Source organism: Pseudomonas synxantha (genome assembly GCF_900105675.1).
GTDB classification, from domain to species: Bacteria; Pseudomonadota; Gammaproteobacteria; order Pseudomonadales; family Pseudomonadaceae; genus Aquipseudomonas; species Aquipseudomonas synxantha.
This window is the reverse complement of record NZ_LT629786.1, coordinates 2,350,477-2,367,108: the sequence shown is the minus strand read 5'-3', so window position 1 is coordinate 2,367,108 and position 16,632 is coordinate 2,350,477. Positions and strand designations below refer to the sequence as shown.

The 16,632-nt window shown below is 58.5% G+C and carries 15 protein-coding genes and 1 pseudogene; 9 read left to right on the top strand and 7 right to left on the bottom strand.

Annotated features, from left to right (window positions below; genetic code table 11):
- Nucleotide 1: 1 nt before the first annotated feature.
- Nucleotides 2-118 (top strand): annotated as a pseudogene (locus tag BLU48_RS32275) (outer membrane lipoprotein carrier protein LolA); the annotation flags it as partial.
- 75 nt (nt 119-193) lie between these two features.
- Here BLU48_RS32275 and BLU48_RS11255 read toward each other — a convergent pair.
- Nucleotides 194-1,780: an ABC-F family ATPase gene (locus BLU48_RS11255; RefSeq protein WP_080889092.1), complete on the bottom strand. Its 1,587-nt coding sequence runs from the start codon at nt 1,778-1,780 to the stop codon at nt 194-196.
- 418 nt (nt 1,781-2,198) lie between these two features.
- On the opposite strand from BLU48_RS11255, the gene BLU48_RS11250 reads away from it, so the two are divergent.
- Together BLU48_RS11250 and BLU48_RS11245 are read left to right on the top strand one after the other, a co-directional pair.
- Nucleotides 2,199-2,774: a hypothetical protein gene (locus BLU48_RS11250; RefSeq protein ID WP_057022402.1), complete on the top strand. Its 576-nt coding sequence runs from the start codon at nt 2,199-2,201 to the stop codon at nt 2,772-2,774.
- Nucleotides 2,775-2,780: 6 nt separating this feature from the next.
- Nucleotides 2,781-3,227 carry a hypothetical protein gene (locus tag BLU48_RS11245; protein ID WP_231989034.1) on the top strand — a complete coding sequence of 149 codons (447 nt, stop codon included), beginning with the start codon at nt 2,781-2,783 and terminating at the stop codon, nt 3,225-3,227.
- Between the two features lie 73 nt (nt 3,228-3,300).
- Here BLU48_RS11245 and BLU48_RS11240 read toward each other — a convergent pair whose 3' ends face one another.
- Complete coding sequence (locus BLU48_RS11240) at nt 3,301-4,560, bottom strand: MFS transporter (RefSeq protein WP_057022401.1); 1,260 nt, start codon at nt 4,558-4,560, stop codon at nt 3,301-3,303.
- 154 nt (nt 4,561-4,714) lie between these two features.
- On the opposite strand from BLU48_RS11240, the gene BLU48_RS11235 reads away from it, so the two are divergent.
- Entirely contained in the window at nt 4,715-5,527 is an 813-nt protein-coding gene (locus BLU48_RS11235; protein WP_057022400.1) for a class I SAM-dependent methyltransferase, read from the top strand.
- A gap of 139 nt (nt 5,528-5,666) precedes the next feature.
- Here the strand turns inward: BLU48_RS11235 and BLU48_RS11230 are convergent, their stop codons facing one another.
- A complete protein-coding gene (locus tag BLU48_RS11230) occupies nt 5,667-6,053 on the bottom strand; it encodes a TIGR03067 domain-containing protein (RefSeq protein WP_057022399.1) in 387 nt (128 codons plus the stop codon).
- 340 nt (nt 6,054-6,393) lie between these two features.
- Between BLU48_RS11230 and BLU48_RS11225 the strand changes: the two genes are divergently transcribed.
- Together BLU48_RS11225 and lpxO are read left to right on the top strand one after the other, a co-directional pair.
- Nucleotides 6,394-7,728, top strand: a complete 1,335-nt coding sequence (locus BLU48_RS11225; RefSeq protein WP_057022398.1) for an LPS O-antigen chain length determinant protein WzzB — start codon at nt 6,394-6,396, stop codon at nt 7,726-7,728.
- A 264-nt stretch (nt 7,729-7,992) separates the two neighbouring features.
- Nucleotides 7,993-8,892, top strand: coding sequence for a lipid A hydroxylase LpxO (lpxO, locus tag BLU48_RS11220; RefSeq protein ID WP_056845883.1), 900 nt, complete (start codon nt 7,993-7,995; stop codon nt 8,890-8,892).
- 19 nt (nt 8,893-8,911) lie between these two features.
- Here lpxO and ligD read toward each other — a convergent pair whose 3' ends face one another.
- Complete coding sequence (gene ligD / locus BLU48_RS11215) at nt 8,912-11,410, bottom strand: DNA ligase D (protein WP_057022397.1); 2,499 nt, start codon at nt 11,408-11,410, stop codon at nt 8,912-8,914.
- A gap of 24 nt (nt 11,411-11,434) precedes the next feature.
- On the bottom strand, nt 11,435-12,274 hold the full coding sequence (ku, locus tag BLU48_RS11210) for a non-homologous end joining protein Ku (protein WP_046068018.1): 840 nt from the start codon (nt 12,272-12,274) through the stop codon (nt 11,435-11,437).
- A gap of 184 nt (nt 12,275-12,458) precedes the next feature.
- Here ku and BLU48_RS11205 point away from each other — a divergent pair, with 184 nt between their 5' ends.
- Entirely contained in the window at nt 12,459-12,773 is a 315-nt protein-coding gene (locus tag BLU48_RS11205; RefSeq protein ID WP_057022396.1) for a hypothetical protein, read from the top strand.
- 11 nt (nt 12,774-12,784) lie between these two features.
- On the top strand, nt 12,785-13,942 hold the full coding sequence (locus BLU48_RS11200) for a PQQ-dependent sugar dehydrogenase (RefSeq protein WP_057022395.1): 1,158 nt from the start codon (nt 12,785-12,787) through the stop codon (nt 13,940-13,942).
- A gap of 68 nt (nt 13,943-14,010) precedes the next feature.
- On the opposite strand, the gene BLU48_RS11195 is transcribed toward BLU48_RS11200, so the two are convergent.
- The gene (locus tag BLU48_RS11195; protein ID WP_057022394.1) at nt 14,011-14,490 is read right to left on the bottom strand and encodes a nuclear transport factor 2 family protein; all 480 of its coding nucleotides are present in this window, start codon (nt 14,488-14,490) and stop codon (nt 14,011-14,013) included.
- Nucleotides 14,491-14,545: 55 nt separating this feature from the next.
- The gene (locus BLU48_RS11190) at nt 14,546-15,109 is read right to left on the bottom strand and encodes a TetR/AcrR family transcriptional regulator (RefSeq protein WP_057022685.1); all 564 of its coding nucleotides are present in this window, start codon (nt 15,107-15,109) and stop codon (nt 14,546-14,548) included.
- A 124-nt stretch (nt 15,110-15,233) separates the two neighbouring features.
- Here BLU48_RS11190 and pssA point away from each other — a divergent pair, with 124 nt between their 5' ends.
- On the top strand, nt 15,234-16,577 hold the full coding sequence (gene pssA, locus BLU48_RS11185) for a CDP-diacylglycerol--serine O-phosphatidyltransferase (RefSeq protein WP_057022393.1): 1,344 nt from the start codon (nt 15,234-15,236) through the stop codon (nt 16,575-16,577).
- Nucleotides 16,578-16,632 lie beyond the last annotated feature (55 nt).

Genomic DNA, 16,632 nt, shown 5'->3' with positions numbered 1-16,632 from the left:
CATAACCGGCACCCCTGTAGGAGCGAGCTTGCTCGCGAAAAACGTCAATGATAACGCGGGTAGACTGATTCTCCGCGGCGCTCTCAGGTTTTTCGCGAGCAAGCTCGCTCCTACAGTAGTGGGTATGCAAAAAGCCCTGTCACATGGACAGGGCTTTCTCTTGCAGCTAGCAGCTAAAAACTAATGGCTGCCCTTAAAACACCACGCCCTGACTACGCAGGTAGTCGTCATAGGTGCCGCTGAAGTCGATCACGCCGCTCGGGCTCAACTCGATGATGCGAGTGGCCAGGGACGATACGAACTCACGGTCGTGACTGACGAAAATCAGCGTGCCCGGGTAGTTCTCCAGCGCCAGGTTCAGCGCTTCGATGGATTCCATGTCCAAGTGGTTGGTCGGTTCGTCCATGATCAGCACGTTCGGCTTTTGCAGGATCAGCTTGCCGAACAACATACGTCCTTGCTCACCACCGGAGATCACCTTGACCGACTTGAGGATCTCGTCGTTGGAGAACAGCATGCGCCCAAGGGTGCCGCGGATCACTTGCTCGCCCTGGGTCCATTGGCCCATCCAGTCGAACAGGCTCATGTCGTTTTCGAAGTCACTCGCGTGATCCTGGGCGTAGTAGCCCAGTTCTGCAGCATCGGTCCACTTGATGCTGCCGGCATCCGGGGTCAGTTCGTTGACCAGGGTACGCAGCAGGGTGGTCTTGCCGATGCCGTTGGGGCCGATGATCGCCACGCGCTCGCCGGCTTCAACCTGGAAGCTGAAGTCTTTGAACAGCGGCTTGCCGTCAAAACCTTTGGCCATCTTTTCGACCATGACCGCCTGGCGGTGCAGCTTTTTAGTCTGCTCGAAACGAATGAACGGGCTCACACGGCTCGAAGGCTTGACCTCGGCCAGTTGGATCTTGTCGATCGCCTTGGCACGGGATGTGGCCTGCTTGGCTTTCGAGGCGTTGGCCGAGAAGCGGCTGACGAAGGATTGCAGCTCGGAGATCTGCGCTTTCTTCTTGGCGTTGTCCGACAGCAGCTGCTCGCGGGATTGGGTCGCCACGGTCATGTACTCGTCGTAGTTGCCCGGGAACAGGCGCAGCTCACCGTAGTCCAGGTCAGCCATGTGGGTGCACACGCTGTTCAGGAAGTGACGGTCGTGAGAGATGATGATCATCAGGCTGGAGCGCTGGGTCAGGATGTTTTCCAGCCAGCGGATGGTGTTGATGTCCAGGTGGTTGGTCGGTTCGTCGAGCAGCAGCACTTCCGGGTCGGAAAACAACGCCTGGGCCAGCAATACGCGCAGTTTCCAGCCAGGGGACACTTCGCTCATCGGGCCGAAGTGCTGCTCCAGGGGAATGCCCAGACCCAGCAACAGCTCGCCGGCGCGGGACTCGGCGGTGTAGCCGTCCATCTCGGCGAACTCGGTTTCCAGCTCGGCCACGGCCATGCCGTCGTCTTCGCTCATTTCCGGCAGCGAATAGATACGGTCGCGCTCGGCTTTGACCTTCCACAGCTCCTCGTGGCCCATGATCACGGTGTCAAGCACGGTGAATTCTTCATAGGCGAACTGATCCTGGCGCAGTTTGCCCAGGCGCACATTCGGCTCCAGCATGACCTGGCCGCCGGATGGGTCAAGGTCGCCGCCGAGAATTTTCATGAAGGTCGACTTGCCGCAACCGTTGGCACCAATCAAGCCATAGCGGTTGCCGGCGCCAAACTTGACCGAGACGTTCTCGAATAGCGGCTTGGCGCCGAACTGCATGGTGATGTTAGCTGTGGAGATCAATTACTTTACCTATCAATGGGTTGCGAGCGTGACGGCAGGTGCCTTCAGGCATGCGTCAACAGCGACATCAAGGCGCGAAACCCGGTCGCTGAGCGAAAAATTTGGGGTGTGTGTTGGAATTTGGCGCGCATTGTCGCATATGTCAGGCAACAGGTGTATGGCGAACGAAGGATGGTTTTGCCGTTGCCTGCGCAGTAGCCAGCTCTGACAGCTGCAACGCCACGCCAAGCGGCATCAGGAAGGTGCATCGTGACCGGCCTGGTTCACCAAAAGACTCGATGTCGGCGCCCATGGCAATTGCAAAAGACGGATTGATATTAAATAGCTACTAGCTCATGTGTGCTACATCGTTATTTCGGTCGAGTTGCTATGGTTTGAACGCAGTACGTCCTAAAAAGGCCAGGGAGTTGAGCCGCAGATGTCTTTCATATTAGGAATCAACAATCGTCTTCTTCTATTGGCCCTGTTGTTATCGGGGTCTACTTTGGTGTTCGCCAATGAGTCAGAGGTGATCGGTAACTGGTGGATTGTTCACAGTGACGATGCCGGGCCTAAAAATATAATGTATATAGCGGACGGCACCACGGTGGTGCCGTCGAAAAAAACCAGCGGCGCCCAAATAGTTGAGGTGACTAAAGTCTATGCTGAAAAAAGTAAACCTCTTAGCGACGATGTCAATATTGAGGTTCAGTGCGCCAAACATCGAGTGCGCTTTCTTAATGGAACATCTGTCGAACGTCAGGGCAACAAGCGCCACGAATTGAAAGTGTCTGGTCAATGGCAGAACATGATGGACTTGGTGGATAGCGGGAAGGATATGTGGCTGCTGAAGAGCTTTGCCTTTGTTTGTCAGCCTGCCAATCGAAAAGTCAATGGGATGATCCCCTTGGGCAATGCACGTCGTGCGCAGGCGCTGAAGAGTATTACTGAAATCCAGGCGCCGCCGAAGAGCGTAATGGAAGAGCTGGATGAGATGTTAGGCAATGGAGAGTAGGCAGAAATGGCACTAGGGATGAAGAAATATTCGAAGGTACCCATGTTGATGCTGATGGTGTGTATTGGGTGGGTCGCCAGTGGTTGCTCTTCGATTGCTCAAAGTCGATGGGAAGGACGGGATGCGCAAGAAGCCATTAATTTATTTGGCAGGCCTGATCGCATGAAGAAGCAAACAGGTTCAAGCGGTGAAGTGCTGGTTGTCATGACTTGGTATAAAACGTCCAATTGGACGACTACTGAGGCGGCAGGAACTTCAATGGCTCATACAGGTAACGGAATGGTTTACACCGAACATTATGAGCGCGTTGGGCATAGCTCCGACTGCAAACTTGAAGCGACAGTTAACAAAGCAAAAAAAATAGTGCTTTTCAGGATTGAGGATGGGCGCATCCTGCATGGTAAATGCACCAACGTCCCTTATGTGCCAGGTTACATTCCTCCAGGTTTCTAGTGTGTTGATAAAGCGTTGAGTATTTCCATCTCAAGAGACGGTAAAAATTCGGGGCGCGTAACCTGCCTGTCCACTATAGCGTTTGGCTTGCCGTTGCAGAGCGCGCCTGGGTTGCGCCAGTGGATGATTTTACCAACGTTTCCGGCATGGCCAGCCATAACAACAGCAGCGCAATACCCGCCACGCCGGCCAGCGCCAGGAAAGCCGCGTTGTAGCCAGCCTGCTGCACCACGAAACCGGCCAGACTGTTGCTCAGCGCCGCGCCCAGGCCGAACACGGTGGAGAGGGCGCCCAGGCTGACATTGAAGCGCCCGGTGCCTGTAGTCAGGTCCTTGACGATGACAGGGAACAGCGCGCCGAAAATACCGGCGCCGATGCCATCGAGCATTTGCACTGCTACCAGCCAATAGGGGTCGCTGGACAGGGTATAGAGCACGCCGCGCAGCGGCAGGATCAAAAAGCCAGCCAGCAACAGTGGCTTGCGCCCCCATACATCGGCCTTGAGCCCTACCAGCCAGGCCATCGGCACCATTACCAACTGCGCAGCGACGATGCAGGCTGAGGTCAGCGGCGTCGCCATCTGCAGGTTGATCTGCGCCAACTTCTGGCTGACCAGTGGGAGCATCGCGGCATTGGCAAGGTGAAACAGCGCGCAGCAGACGGCGAACAGCAGCAGCGGGCGGTTGGCCAGCAGGACTTTCAGGCCCGAGGGCTGCTCATGGTCGTTGTGATGGGCGGGGTCGAAGCCGCGGGCTACCTCATGATCAATCGCCTTGGCCGGCACGCAACTCACGGCGATGACACTGGCCACTGCCATAAACGCCATCAGGTAGAACACCACCACCGGCCCATACAGATACGCCAGGCCTCCGGCCAGCAATGCGGCCACGGCGTTGCCGGCGTGGTTAAAGGTTTCGTTGCGCCCGGTGCGCGATGTAAAGGCACGGGGGCCGGTGATGCCAAGGGAGATGGCGCAAATGGCCGGGGCAAATACAGAGGCGGCTACGGCGCTGGCGGCTTGGGTCAGCGCCACCCAGCCAAATGAACTGACGAAGGGCAGCAGCAGGCAACTGGCGGTCACCAGCAGCGCGGCGATGGCAATCACTGCACGCTTGCTGCGCGTTCGGTCGATCAACGCCCCCGCCGGGCCCTGGGTGATCAACGCGGCGATGCCAGCCAGGGTCATGACCACGCCGATACTGGCGGGGTCCCATTTATGGACTGCCAGCAGGTAAATCGCCAGGTACGGCCCGAGACCGTCGCGCACATCCGCGAGGAAGAAGTTCAGGCTGTCCAGGGATAAGGCAATGCGCAGGTCTGAGGGATGGGCCACGGTGCGTTCTTCGAGAGCGGCGTCCGGGGGCCGAACACACGTTGGGGTAATGACCTGCAAGCTCGACGATAAGTTTCGCCGAAGCCGAGGGTTTCATCCTGCAGGTATTTGGCTTATTTTCCCAAGCCCGCAGTACTGACTTTCTGGAGAAGCAATGGACATGCCCTCAGCGCAAGAGGCGATCGCCAGCAACAAGAAGGCATGGGATGAGTCGGCCCGGCTGCACAAAGACTCCGCGACCTGGTCGGCCCTGCTGGGCCAGGTCGCCAAGCCTGATTTCTCCTGCCTTGATCCCACCATTACCGCGGTGCTGCAAGAGGTCGGTGTGGCGGGCAAGGATGTGGTGCAACTGGGTTGTAACAACGGGCGCGAAAGCCTGTCGTTGTATAGCCTGGGCGCGCGTTCGGTGGTGGGGATCGACCAATCCCGGGCGTTTCTTGGGCAGGCGCGGGAACTGGCTGCAGTCTCGCCCCATAGCCCCGAGTTCATAGAGAGTGACATCCACGCTTTGCCGGAGCGCTTGCACGCGCAATTCGATATGGCCCTGGTGACCATTGGTGTACTGGGCTGGATGCCGGATGTGGCGTTGTTCATGCAGCATGTCGCCCGTGTGCTGAGGCCTGGCGGCACGCTGGTGATGTACGAAACCCATCCCTTCCTTGAGGTGTTCGACCCGCGGGCGGCCAACCCGTTGCTGCCTGCCAGCTCTTACTTCCAGCGTGAGCCTTTTGTGCTGCAGGAATCCATTGTCTATGAAGGGCAGGGCGAACTGGCCGGGCCGACATCCTATTGGTACGTGCATACCCTGGGCAACGTGATCAGCGGGGCAATCGCTGCGCACATGCAGATTGCTCATTTGCAGGAATACCCGCACTCCAATCGGGAAGAACTCTACGATCGATATGAGCATCAGGCAGCGCAATTGCCCCTGTGCTTTACCCTCACGGCCACCAAGCTGGTCGAATGACAGCGTTTGGCTCACGCAAAAAAAAGCCCGCGAGGAGAGGCGGGCCAAGTGATCCACTGGAGTAGGTAGGTCCGACTCTAACGGGCGGAAAGTGAAGGTCTCGTGAAAATACCGTGATCGAATCGGATAAACGCGTCGATCACCGCCGCCGCACGAAGGTGCGCATGGTTTGCCCTGGGCCGGTGCTGAATACCGTTGGCCTGGGCATGCCTTCGTCCGCTGCAATAAATACAAAATCGTCGCCTTCGAGCCGGTAACTGGCGGGTAACCGCTTGCCTGCATCATCGCCGATGGCGTCAATCCAAGTGATGCTCTTGGGCGCGGTATCGGCGTCCAGCGCAAACCGGCCAGCCAGCAATGTCTCTCCCGTTACCGTAACAACTTCGAAGCGGTCTGCGTTGATAGTCGTGATAGCACCCGGCGCACTGTGAGCGTCGTCGGGGTTGAGTACGCCACCGTCTTCGAGGGCCGTTTGTTCCCAGGCACCTTGAAGAGCGTGAAAGTCAGCGGTTGACAGAGGTGACATGCAAATTCCTTATTGATGATCCAAGACGTATTCAATTGTACCGAGGGGTGAGGCCACAAAGCGGGGAGGCTGATTTTTTTCTTTATAAGACAGGTATTTGACAGCATTTTCATGTTGTATTGACTACGATGATATCGAGGTTAGTCCGACATGGCTGTTTCATTTGGACTACTCATCGATATAAAACCGAAATAATCCCCCAAGCTGTGGGATATTTCAGCAGACTAAGTGGTCAGATCGCCATTGGTCCGCCGTAGCCAGGGCGTTGTCCCTGATTTTTGAAGTCATTCGGACTTCTGAGAATGATGGCCTTTTAGTATTATTTTAAGGTGTTCTTATTTTGAATCGAACTTCCCCACTCCCGCCTTCCGCAGCGTCTGATGAAATTGATCTGTTTGAACTGTTTCACGCCATTTGGCGGCAAAAGAAGCTCGTCATCGGTTGTACGCTTTTGGCAGGTGTATTAGGTGCGGGGTATGCCTTCCTGGCGCCCAAGACGTATGAAGTCAGCAGTGTGCTGCGACCTGCGGCAATCAACGAACTGGATGCCTTGAATCGTTCGGAAGTTTATAAGTTGCCCCCCGCTGATGCGTTGCTGAAGGTGGGCGCCCAGTTGGACTCCTACGAGGCCCGCCTAGGCTTCTTCAAGGACCATGAAGAGTTGTTCAAGGCGTTCAAGAAACCTGGGCAGAGCCTTGAGCAGAGCTTTGAGGAGTTCAACCGCAATTCCGTCAATCTGATCCTTCCCGACCCGAAGAAATCCGATTCGCTGAGCAACTATATCCGCCTGGAGCTGCAATACCCGGCCGACGTCGATGGCGTCGCGATCCTCAACGGTTTTGTGGACTACGCCATTGCCGCGGAACGCCAGCAAGTCGGTGCCGATCTCAAGGTCATCGTCAATAACCGCTTGACCGAGCTCAAGGGCAAGATCGACGCCGCCCGCTCCAACTACGATACCGACAAGGAGTCCAAGATTGCCAAGCTGCTTGAGGCTGACCGTCTCAAGCGCGCCCAGCTACAGGACGAACTCAGCGCGCTGCGCCTGCAGATGAAGATGGAGCGTACCAATCGCCTGGCCGAGCTGGCGGAAGCCATCAGCATTGCCAAGTCCATGGGTATCCGCACACCGACCACGCCGTCCTCCATGGCCGACGCCACGCGCAGCTCGGGCCAGGTCATGCGCACCGAGGTGAACAATCAGAAGATCCCGCTGTATTTCATGGGCACTGAAGCATTGGAGGCCGAACGCGCCGCATTGCAACAGCGTACCAGCGATGATTTCACCAACCCGCGCATTGCCGAGATCGGCAAGGAGTTGCAACTGCTGGAAAGCAACCGCGAGGTCGAGGTGTTGCGCAAGCGGGGCAATGAAGACATCTTCCTGCAGGACGTAGAGCCGCTTCGCGCTGAAGTCGCCAGGTTGCGCGGCTTGAACATTGACATGAGCAATCTGAAGCTGGTGACGATCGACCGCCGTGCCCAGGAACCTTTGTCGCCGGTCAAGCCGAAAAAACCGCTGGTGATCGCCTTGAGTCTGGTCGGTGGCATGCTGCTTGGCCTGATGATCGCGCTGATCCGCTACTTCATCCGTAGCCGTAGCCAAGCGTTACCTTATACGGCATTGGGTGATAGCAGTTTTGCCCGTCGCGACGGTAAAGACGAGCCGTTGTAAAGGTAAAGAAGGCCACACGCAGGCGGGCGCAAAGGCCCGCCTGCTCACACCCTCAGCACAATCAGTGGACAGGTTTTCACAATTCTTAGTTAACCTTTGGTTACAAAGTGTGGCTAAATAACGGCCAGTGGTTCCACGCCGAAGGGTTGCCCGACCGGTCGTGCCGCCTGTATGTGAATTGTGATTTCAGGTGCTGCTTATCATCCTCGGCCGTTGTGGGCCCGCAGGTGCAGCCTGTTCTCTCCCTGACTTGTGACGAATCCCTTGAAACTCATCATTGTTGCTCTCTACGTCGCCTCCATTGCGTATGTACACCTGCGCGGTCGGGTGCGGCACAAGCTGGGGCGCCAGCTTAGCGATCACTCGACGTTCCTGGCGCCGGTCAACTGCTTTCTATACCTGTTCTCCAAGCAGCCAAGCCGCCCCTACCTCTCACCCAGCGACTTTCCGGAGCTGAGCCCTTTGCAGGAACATTGGGAGCAGATCCGCCAGGAAGGCCAGAACCTGATGAGGGCAGGGGAGATCAAGCGTTCGGACCAGTACAACGACGTGGGTTTCAACTCGTTCTTCAAGTCGGGCTGGAAACGCTTCTATCTCAAGTGGTACGGCGACAGCCACCCCTCGGCGATGAAGCTATGCCCACGCACCACCGAGTTGGTGCAAAGCATCGGCTCGATCAAGGCCGCCATGTTCGCCGAGCTGCCGCCAGGCTCCAAGCTGGTGCGCCACCGTGACCCGTACGCAGGCTCCTATCGCTACCACTTGGGGCTGGATACGCCCAACGACCCGGGCTGCTACATCAATGTGGATGGCGAGAGTTATTACTGGCGCGACGGCGAGCCGGTGATGTTCGATGAGACCTACATCCACTATGCGGAAAATACCACCGCGCAAAACCGCATCATCCTGTTCTGCGATATCGAACGCCCGATGAAGTACCGCTGGGCGGCGGCGTTCAACCGCTGGTTCAGTCGCAACGTGATGGCGGCGGCGGGTTCGCCCAATGACGAGGGTGACAAGACCGGTGGCCTGAACCGCGCCTTTACCCGCCTGTACAAGATCCGCCTGCGCGGCAAAGAACTCAAGAAGCGTAACCGCACACGTTACTACCTGGAAAAATGGGCGATCTTTGCCGGCTTGGCGCTGATCTTCATTTTTATCTGAACCTGGTACCGGGCGCGAATCACTGCGGTGGCTTCGCGCCCAGCCTGTCCCACATCTTTTTGCTGATCTTCTGTCGATTGGCGTAGCCGGCCCACGGATCCTCCTTCAGACCCTGCAGCCGCTCGTGCAGGTTCGCCACGGTCCACTGCTGGGCGCCACGCAAGTCTTTCAATTCATCCCGACTGACCGGCACCGACACCGGCAAGCCCGGCCGCGCCCGCACGGAATAAGCTGCCACCGTACTGGCGCCCCGGGCGTTGCGCAGGTAATCGATAAAGATCTTGCCTACGCGGTTTTTGGGGCCGCTGGTGGCGGTGAAACGCTCCGGCAGCTGCTGGGTCATGAACTGGGCCATTGCCTTGGCGAATGCTTTCACGGTGTCCCAGCCATCGCGCCGGGCCAGCGGTACTATCAGGTGCAGGCCTTTGCCGCCGCTGGTCTTGACGAAGGCTTGCAAACCCAGCTCATCGAGTACCGATAAGGTCAACTGTGCCGCCTCCAGCATGGCTTTCCACGGCAAGGCCGGATCCGGGTCTAGGTCCAGCACGAACAGGTCGGGGGTTTCAATCTTGTCCGTCGTGGCGCCCCAGGTATGCAATTCGACGGTGCCCATTTGCACAGCGCCGACCAACGCGTCCCGGCTGTCGATTTCCATCAGGCGCGCGTGGCCAGGGTCCAGCGCCTGGTCAAGTTGCTTGATGTGGGGAATGGCCATGCGCTCGGAGTGCTTCTGAAAGAACTGTTCGCCCTCAATGCCTTCTGGTGCCCTGAGCAGCGACACGGGCCGGCTGCGCAGGAATGGCAAGATCCATTGGCTGATGCCGGCATAGAACTGTGCCAGTTGCTGTTTCTGCGTGCCGCTTTGTGTGTCGATGACGCGCTCGGGGTGGGTGACTTTCACCCCACTCTCGGTGGTTTTTGCCTTGGGCTTCTTGGGCTTCTCCAGGGATTTTGCCGTGCGTGGTTGTTCATGGATGATCTGTGCGGCAGGCTTATCCGTGCGTAAACCGAGAAACGCCGCCTGGCGCACCACACCCTCACGGGTCCACTCAGTAAATTGCACTTCGCCCACCAGCGTCGGCTCAACCCAATGCACGCCTCGGGCCTGAGCGCTGGTCAGTGGCTTTTCCAGTGGCGAGGTTTTGCGTTCAAGGGCGGTGAGTTTGGCGTAGATGCTCTTCAGCGCCGCCTGATCAAAGCCGGTGCCTACACGCCCGGCGTAAACCAGCCCGTTGTCGTCGTTGACCGCCAGCAACAGTGCGCCAAACCCACTGCGCGACCCTTGCGGGCGGGTGTAGCCGACAATCACGAACTCCTGGCGCAAGCGACATTTGAGCTTGATCCAGTCCGCGCTGCGGCTTGATACGTAGAGGCTGCCTGCGCGCTTGCCGATCACACCCTCAAGGGCCAGGTCACAGGCACTTTCGAAGATGTCGCGCTGGTTGGCGGCGAAGGCTTCTGAGAAGCGCAGCAGTTTGCTACGGCTGCCGGAAAGCGCGGCCTTGAGGGCGGCCCGGCGTTCTTCTACCGCTACGTTGCGCAGGTCTTGCCCATCGAGGAAGGGCGCATCGAACAGGTAATAGACGATATCCAGGCTGCGGCCAATATCGAAGGCATTCTGCAGCGCCTGGAAATCCGGCAGACCATCGGCGTTGAGACTGACCACTTCACCGTCCAGCCAACTGTCCTTGAGCTTGAGCGCCTCCAACGCTTTCACCTGGCGGGGCAAGCGCTCGGTCCAATCGTTGCCGTTGCGGGTAAACAGGCGCACCTCACCGTCGCGGATACGTGCCAGCATGCGGTAGCCGTCGAACTTGATCTCGTACAGCCAGTCGCCAGCAGGGGCGCGGTCGACCAGGGTTGCCAGTTGCGGGGAGAACTGGTCTGGAAGGGCGGAGGTTGCTTTCTTGGGTTTTGCAGCTTTCCTGGTTTTGCTGGCAGCCTTGACTTTGCCCACTGAGGCGTCGCTGAGCACACTGTCGGGCTGGGCCTGGACGATATCGTAGTCGGCCGCCGGGCGGGCCTGCTGGTCTTTTTCCTTGATCAGCAACCATTGCTCCTTGTCGCCGCTGCCTTTGAGCCGGGTACGCACCAGGGCCCAATCCCCCGAGAGTTTCTCACCAACCAGAGTGAACTTGAGTTTGCCGGCTGCGTAAGCCTTGTGCGGATCGTCATGGGGTTGCCATAGGCCACGGTCCCAGACGATCACATCCCCGGCGCCGTATTGGCCGGCGGGAATGCTGCCCTCGAAACTGCCGTAGCTCAGGGGATGGTCCTCGACATGCACCGCCAGGCGCTTCTGGGTCGGATCCAGGCTCGGGCCCTTGGGCACGGCCCAGCTCAACAGCACGCCGTCGAGCTCCAAGCGAAAGTCATAGTGCAGATTGCGCGCATCATGCTTCTGGATTACAAAACTCAGGGCCGAGGTTTTGCGCTTTGTGGCTGGTGAACTGCCGGCCGGTTCGGCGGTGATCTCAAAATCGCGTTTGCGGTTGTACTCGCTCAGGGGCTTTGCCATGTCATTCTCCAACCGATGGCGGACTCAAGAGGCTTTTTTACTGGACTTTTTTGCGGCGGGCTTCTTCGCTGCCGGTTTGCCCGCCAGACTACGCTTGAGCAATTCCGTCAGGTCGATTACGTCGGCAGATTTGCGCTCTTCGCTGCCCTCGGCCGTTTCTACATCTTCGATCTTGCCAGCCTTGGCCTTCTTCGCCACCAGCGCCATGATCTTGTCCTGGAAACTGTCGCGGTACTCATCGGGCTGCCAGTCGGCGCTCATGTCTTCCACCAGGCGCTTGGCCATGTCCAGTTCGCCCTTGGCCAAAGTCGGCTTGGTCACATCGCTGCCCAGTTCCAGCTCATCCAGGCTGCGCACTTCGGCAGGCCAGCGCAACATCACCAGCACCAGGGCCGACTCCAACGGCATCAACGCGGCCAGGTGCTGTTTGGTGTGCAGCACGACATTGGCCAGGGCGACCTTGCCGGTTTTCTTCAGGGTTTCACGCAGCAGCGCATAGACCTTGCCGCCGCGTTTGTCCGGGGCCAGGAAATACGGCGTGTCGATGTTTTGCAGCGGGATCTGGTCGCTGGCGACGAAGGCGATGATCTCGATAGTCTGGGTCGACTTGGGGTGGGCCGAGCGAATTTCATCTTCGCTGAGCACCACGTAGCGACCTTTTTCATAAGCGACGCCCTTGACGATATTCTCCTTGGTGACGTCCTTGCCGGTGGTCTTGTTGATGCGCTTATAGCCCACCGGGTCCATGCTGCGCTTGTCCAGCCAGTCGAAATCGACACCCTGGGATGACGTGGCCGAGACCAGCGATACCGGGATGTGAACCAAGCCGAAACTGATGGCGCCTTTCCAGATTGCCCGCGGCATAGATGAACTCCTTAACGAAGAGACTGTGTTCTGGTGACTCATGGGCCAGGACAAAAGTTTCGACGGGTAGATGCTCGGACAGATCGTGTTACACCTGATGAGAAACTATTTAGTGTCACAACGCGAACCCTCGGGGTAGCGTGTTATCGAACGCAGGTAGTACTCGGCATAGAGAGGTTTGCTCATGAACCGTTGTGTACGTCATCTTGCAGCACTTGCGCTGGGCCTGGCCCTGGCGCCATTGGCCCAGGCGCAAAACCTGCCGGGCCGTTACGACACCAACAACAGTCCGATTCATCGGGCCAATCCCAACAGCATGCAGGGCACCCAGCCCAACGCACCGGCTGTTCGTGGAATCCAGACTACCCCGAGCAGCCCGCGACCGACTGTGGAAAACGGCGGCATCGGCAACCGTTATCCGAGGCAGGAAGCTCCCCCGAGTCGCCCGGCCACCGAACCCAAAGCGCCCACCTATGATGCCAACGGCAATCGCCGCTAAGGACTCGTCTTATGTTGCTACGCAAAAACCTGTTGGCCGCATTGTGCGCCACCGTGCTTCTGCCGTTGAGCGCGGTACACGCCGCCGATGGCCAGCAATTTCCCAGTGAGCAAGGCAGCGTCACCGCCACGCCGATTGCAAAGGGCCTGGACCATCCGTGGGCGCCGGCGTTTCTGCCCGACCAGCAAGGTTTCCTGGTGACAGAGCGTCCTGGGCACCTGCGTTTTGTAAGCCCGGACGGCAAGCTTTCCGCGCCATTGACGGGCGTACCGCAGGTATGGGCCAAAGGGCAGGGCGGCTTGCTCGATGTAGTGCTGTCGCCGGACTTCAAGCAGGACCGTATGGTTTACCTGTCCTACGCCGAAGGGGGCGGTGAAGGCGGTAAAGCCGGAACCGCCGTAGGGCGCGGGCGTCTGGCTGACGACTTGAGCGGCCTGAAGGATTTCAAGGTCATCTTGCGCCAGGAGCCCAAGCTGTCCACCGGCAATCATTTTGGTTCGCGGCTGGCGTTTGACCGTGACGGCTACCTGTTCGTGACCCTGGGAGAGAACAACGACCGCCCGACGGCCCAGGATCTGGATAAATTGCAGGGTAAGGTCGTGCGCATCTATCCGGATGGCCGCGTACCCGATGACAATCCCTTCGTCGGCCAGCCCGGTGTACGTCCCGAGATCTGGTCCTACGGCCAGCGCAACCCCCAAGGCCTGGCGCTGAACCCGTGGAGCGGCACGATCTGGGAAAACGAACATGGGCCCCGTGGCGGTGATGAAGTCAATATCATCGAGCGCGGCAAGAATTATGGCTGGCCGCTGGCGACCCATGGCATCAACTATTCCCTGCAGCCTATTCCCGAAGCCAAGGGCAAGACGGCAGAAGGCACTGTGGCGCCGCACCATGTGTGGGAGAAGTCCCCGGGCATCAGCGGCATGGCGTTCTATGATGCCGACCGTTTCAAGGCGTGGCAGCACAACCTGTTTGTCGGCGCGCTGGTCAGCCAGGAGCTTATTCGGTTGCAATTCGATGGCGATAAGGTCATTCACGAGGAACGCTTGCTGGGTGAGTTGAAAGCGCGGATTCGCGACGTGAGGCAGGGGCCGGATGGCTTTCTGTATGTGCTGACCGATGAAGATGATGGCGTGCTGTATAGGGTCGGGCTCAACCAGGACTGATCAGGCTTGTGTGGGAGAGGGCAAGCCCCTCCCACATTTGGATCACATCTGGTTGTAGAGCGGGAGTGTTACAGGCCCAAGTCCGACAACCCTGGATGATCATCCGGGCGACGGCCCAGCGGCCAGTGGAACTTGCGTTCGCTTTCCTGGATCGGCTTGTCGTTGATGCAGGCAAAGCGGTTGGCCATCAGGCCGTTCTCATCGAACTCCCAGTTTTCATTACCGTAGGAACGGAACCAGTTCCCCGAATCATCGTGCCACTCGTAGGCATAGCGCACGGCAATGCGGTTACCGGTGAACGCCCACAGTTCCTTGATCAATCGGTAATCCAGCTCCTTGGCCCATTTGCGCGCCAGGAACTGCTTGGCTTCTTCGCGGCTGTGGGCAAATTCAGCGCGGTTACGCCACTGCGTGTCCAGGGTATAGGCCAGGGACACGCGCTGCGGGTCGCGGGAGTTCCAGCCGTCTTCGGCCAGGCGGACTTTTTCAATGGCCGACTCGCGGGTAAACGGCGGCAGGGGCGGACGGACTTCTGCTTGTGCTGACATTGGGCGGCTCCTGAATACAATTAAGTTAGATCGAAAGTTGCCTGGCCAGTGGGGTTCAAAGTTGCAATAACGTCCGCGCCATGCATTGCGCATTATCGGCAGCTGTTGAATCGCCCATGACCAGGGCAACGGTAATGGCGCCATCGATCAGGATCAGCAGTTGCGCGGCCTGCCGTTCCGGGTCGGGGGTGCCATGTGCTTGGCACAGTTCAAGTGCGTACTCGAACAGTTTTTGTTTATGTGCTTTGGCCAGCAGGCGAACCGGATCTTGCGCATTGCCGGTTTCACCACTGGTATTGATAAAGGCGCAGCCACGAAAGTCCGCCGAGCCAAACCAGTGCTTGAGGGCGTCGAACAGCGCCAGCAGGCGCTCGCCGCTGCCTTCACTACGCTCCACTTCGTCGCGCAACCATTGCATCCAGCGCTCGTCGCGGCGTTGCAGGGCGGCAATCACCAACTCGTCCTTGTTGGCGAAGTAGCGATAGATGCTTTTTCTCGACACACCGGCGGTTTTCACCAGCAAGTCCATGCCGGTGGCGGCAATGCCATGCCGATAGATCAACTTCTCGGTCACGTCGAGGATAATGTCGCGGGTTTCACTGCTGGCTATATCGTTCATGTCGAGCAAAGTAGAACGATCGTTCTTCATGGTCAAGCGACTTTTTCATTTGTCGATGGCGAGACCTGAGCCGCCCCATGGTGTAAGCTCGGGGCCTCTTCGGATTCGACCCATTGCGAGCCTTATGCCGACGTTCTTCAAACGTTCCCTGTTGCCCAAGCTGCGCGGTTTTCCATTGTCCCCCGAGGCCATCGAGGTGCTGCCCAGCGCTGACGCGTATCGTCGCTGCCTGCTGGAGAAAATCGCCCAGGCCACGCGGCGTATCTACATTGTTGCGCTGTACTTGCAACAGGACGAAGCGGGGCAGGAAATCTATGACGCCCTGCACGCCGCCAAGGCTGCAAGACCCGAATTGGACATCGTGGTGATGGTTGACTGGCTGCGGGCCCAGCGCGGGTTGATCGGCGCCGGCAAGCAACCGGGCAACAGTGCCTGGTACCAGGCGATGACCCAAAGCCACGCCAGCGAAGTGCCGGTGTATGGCGTGCCAGTGCAAACCCGCGAGCTGTTCGGCGTGTTGCACCTCAAGGGCTTTATTATTGATGACAGCGTGGTGTACAGCGGTGCCAGCCTGAACAATGTGTATCTGCACAAGTTCGACAAATACCGCTTCGACCGTTACCACCTGATCCACAGCCAGGCCCTGGCCGATTCGATGCAGCACCTGGTGGAACATGGCCTGGTCGCATCCAAGGCGGTGCATCGCCTGGACCTGCCGAACCCACCGACCACCCGCAGCCTGCGCAACGACATCGGCGACCTGCGCAGCCGCCTCAAGCATGCGGCCTATGACACCACGGCAGGGCAGTTGCCAAACGGCCACCTGTCAGTCAGCCCGTTGCTCGGTGTCGGCAAGAATAACCCCCTGAGCCGGGTGATCCTCGAGTTGATTGCCAGCGCCCAGCAGCAACTGACCATCTGCACGCCATACTTCAACCTGCCTTTGCCGGTGACCCGCGAGATCAACCGCGCCCTGGCGCGTGGGGTGAAGATCGACATTGTGGTCGGCGACAAGACCGCCAACGATTTCTACATTCCGCCCAGCGAGCCGTTCAAGGTGATCGCGGCATTACCGTACCTGTACGAGATCAGCCTGCGGCGTTTTGCCAAGCGTCACCAGCCAATGATCGACAGCGGCCAGTTGAACCTGCACCTGTGGCACGATGGCGACAACACTTACCACCTCAAAGGCCTGTGGGTTGACCAACGCTACACGTTGCTTACCGGCAACAACCTCAACCCTCGGGCGTTCCGCCTCGATCTGGAAAACGGCTTGTTGATCGACGATCCCAAAGGCCAATGGCTGGCGCCGCGGCGTACCGAGTTGACGCAGATTTTCCAGCACACCACGCGTATCCAGGGTTACCAGCAGTTGCAGACGCTGGTGGATTATCCGCCAGCGGTGGGCAAGTTCCTGCGCCGGGTCAGCCGGGTGCGCATCGAGCGTTTGCTGTACCGCATCCTGTAGCCGAATAAGCCACGGGTAAAAAAACACCCAGGCCCGTCAACGGGGCCTGGGTGTT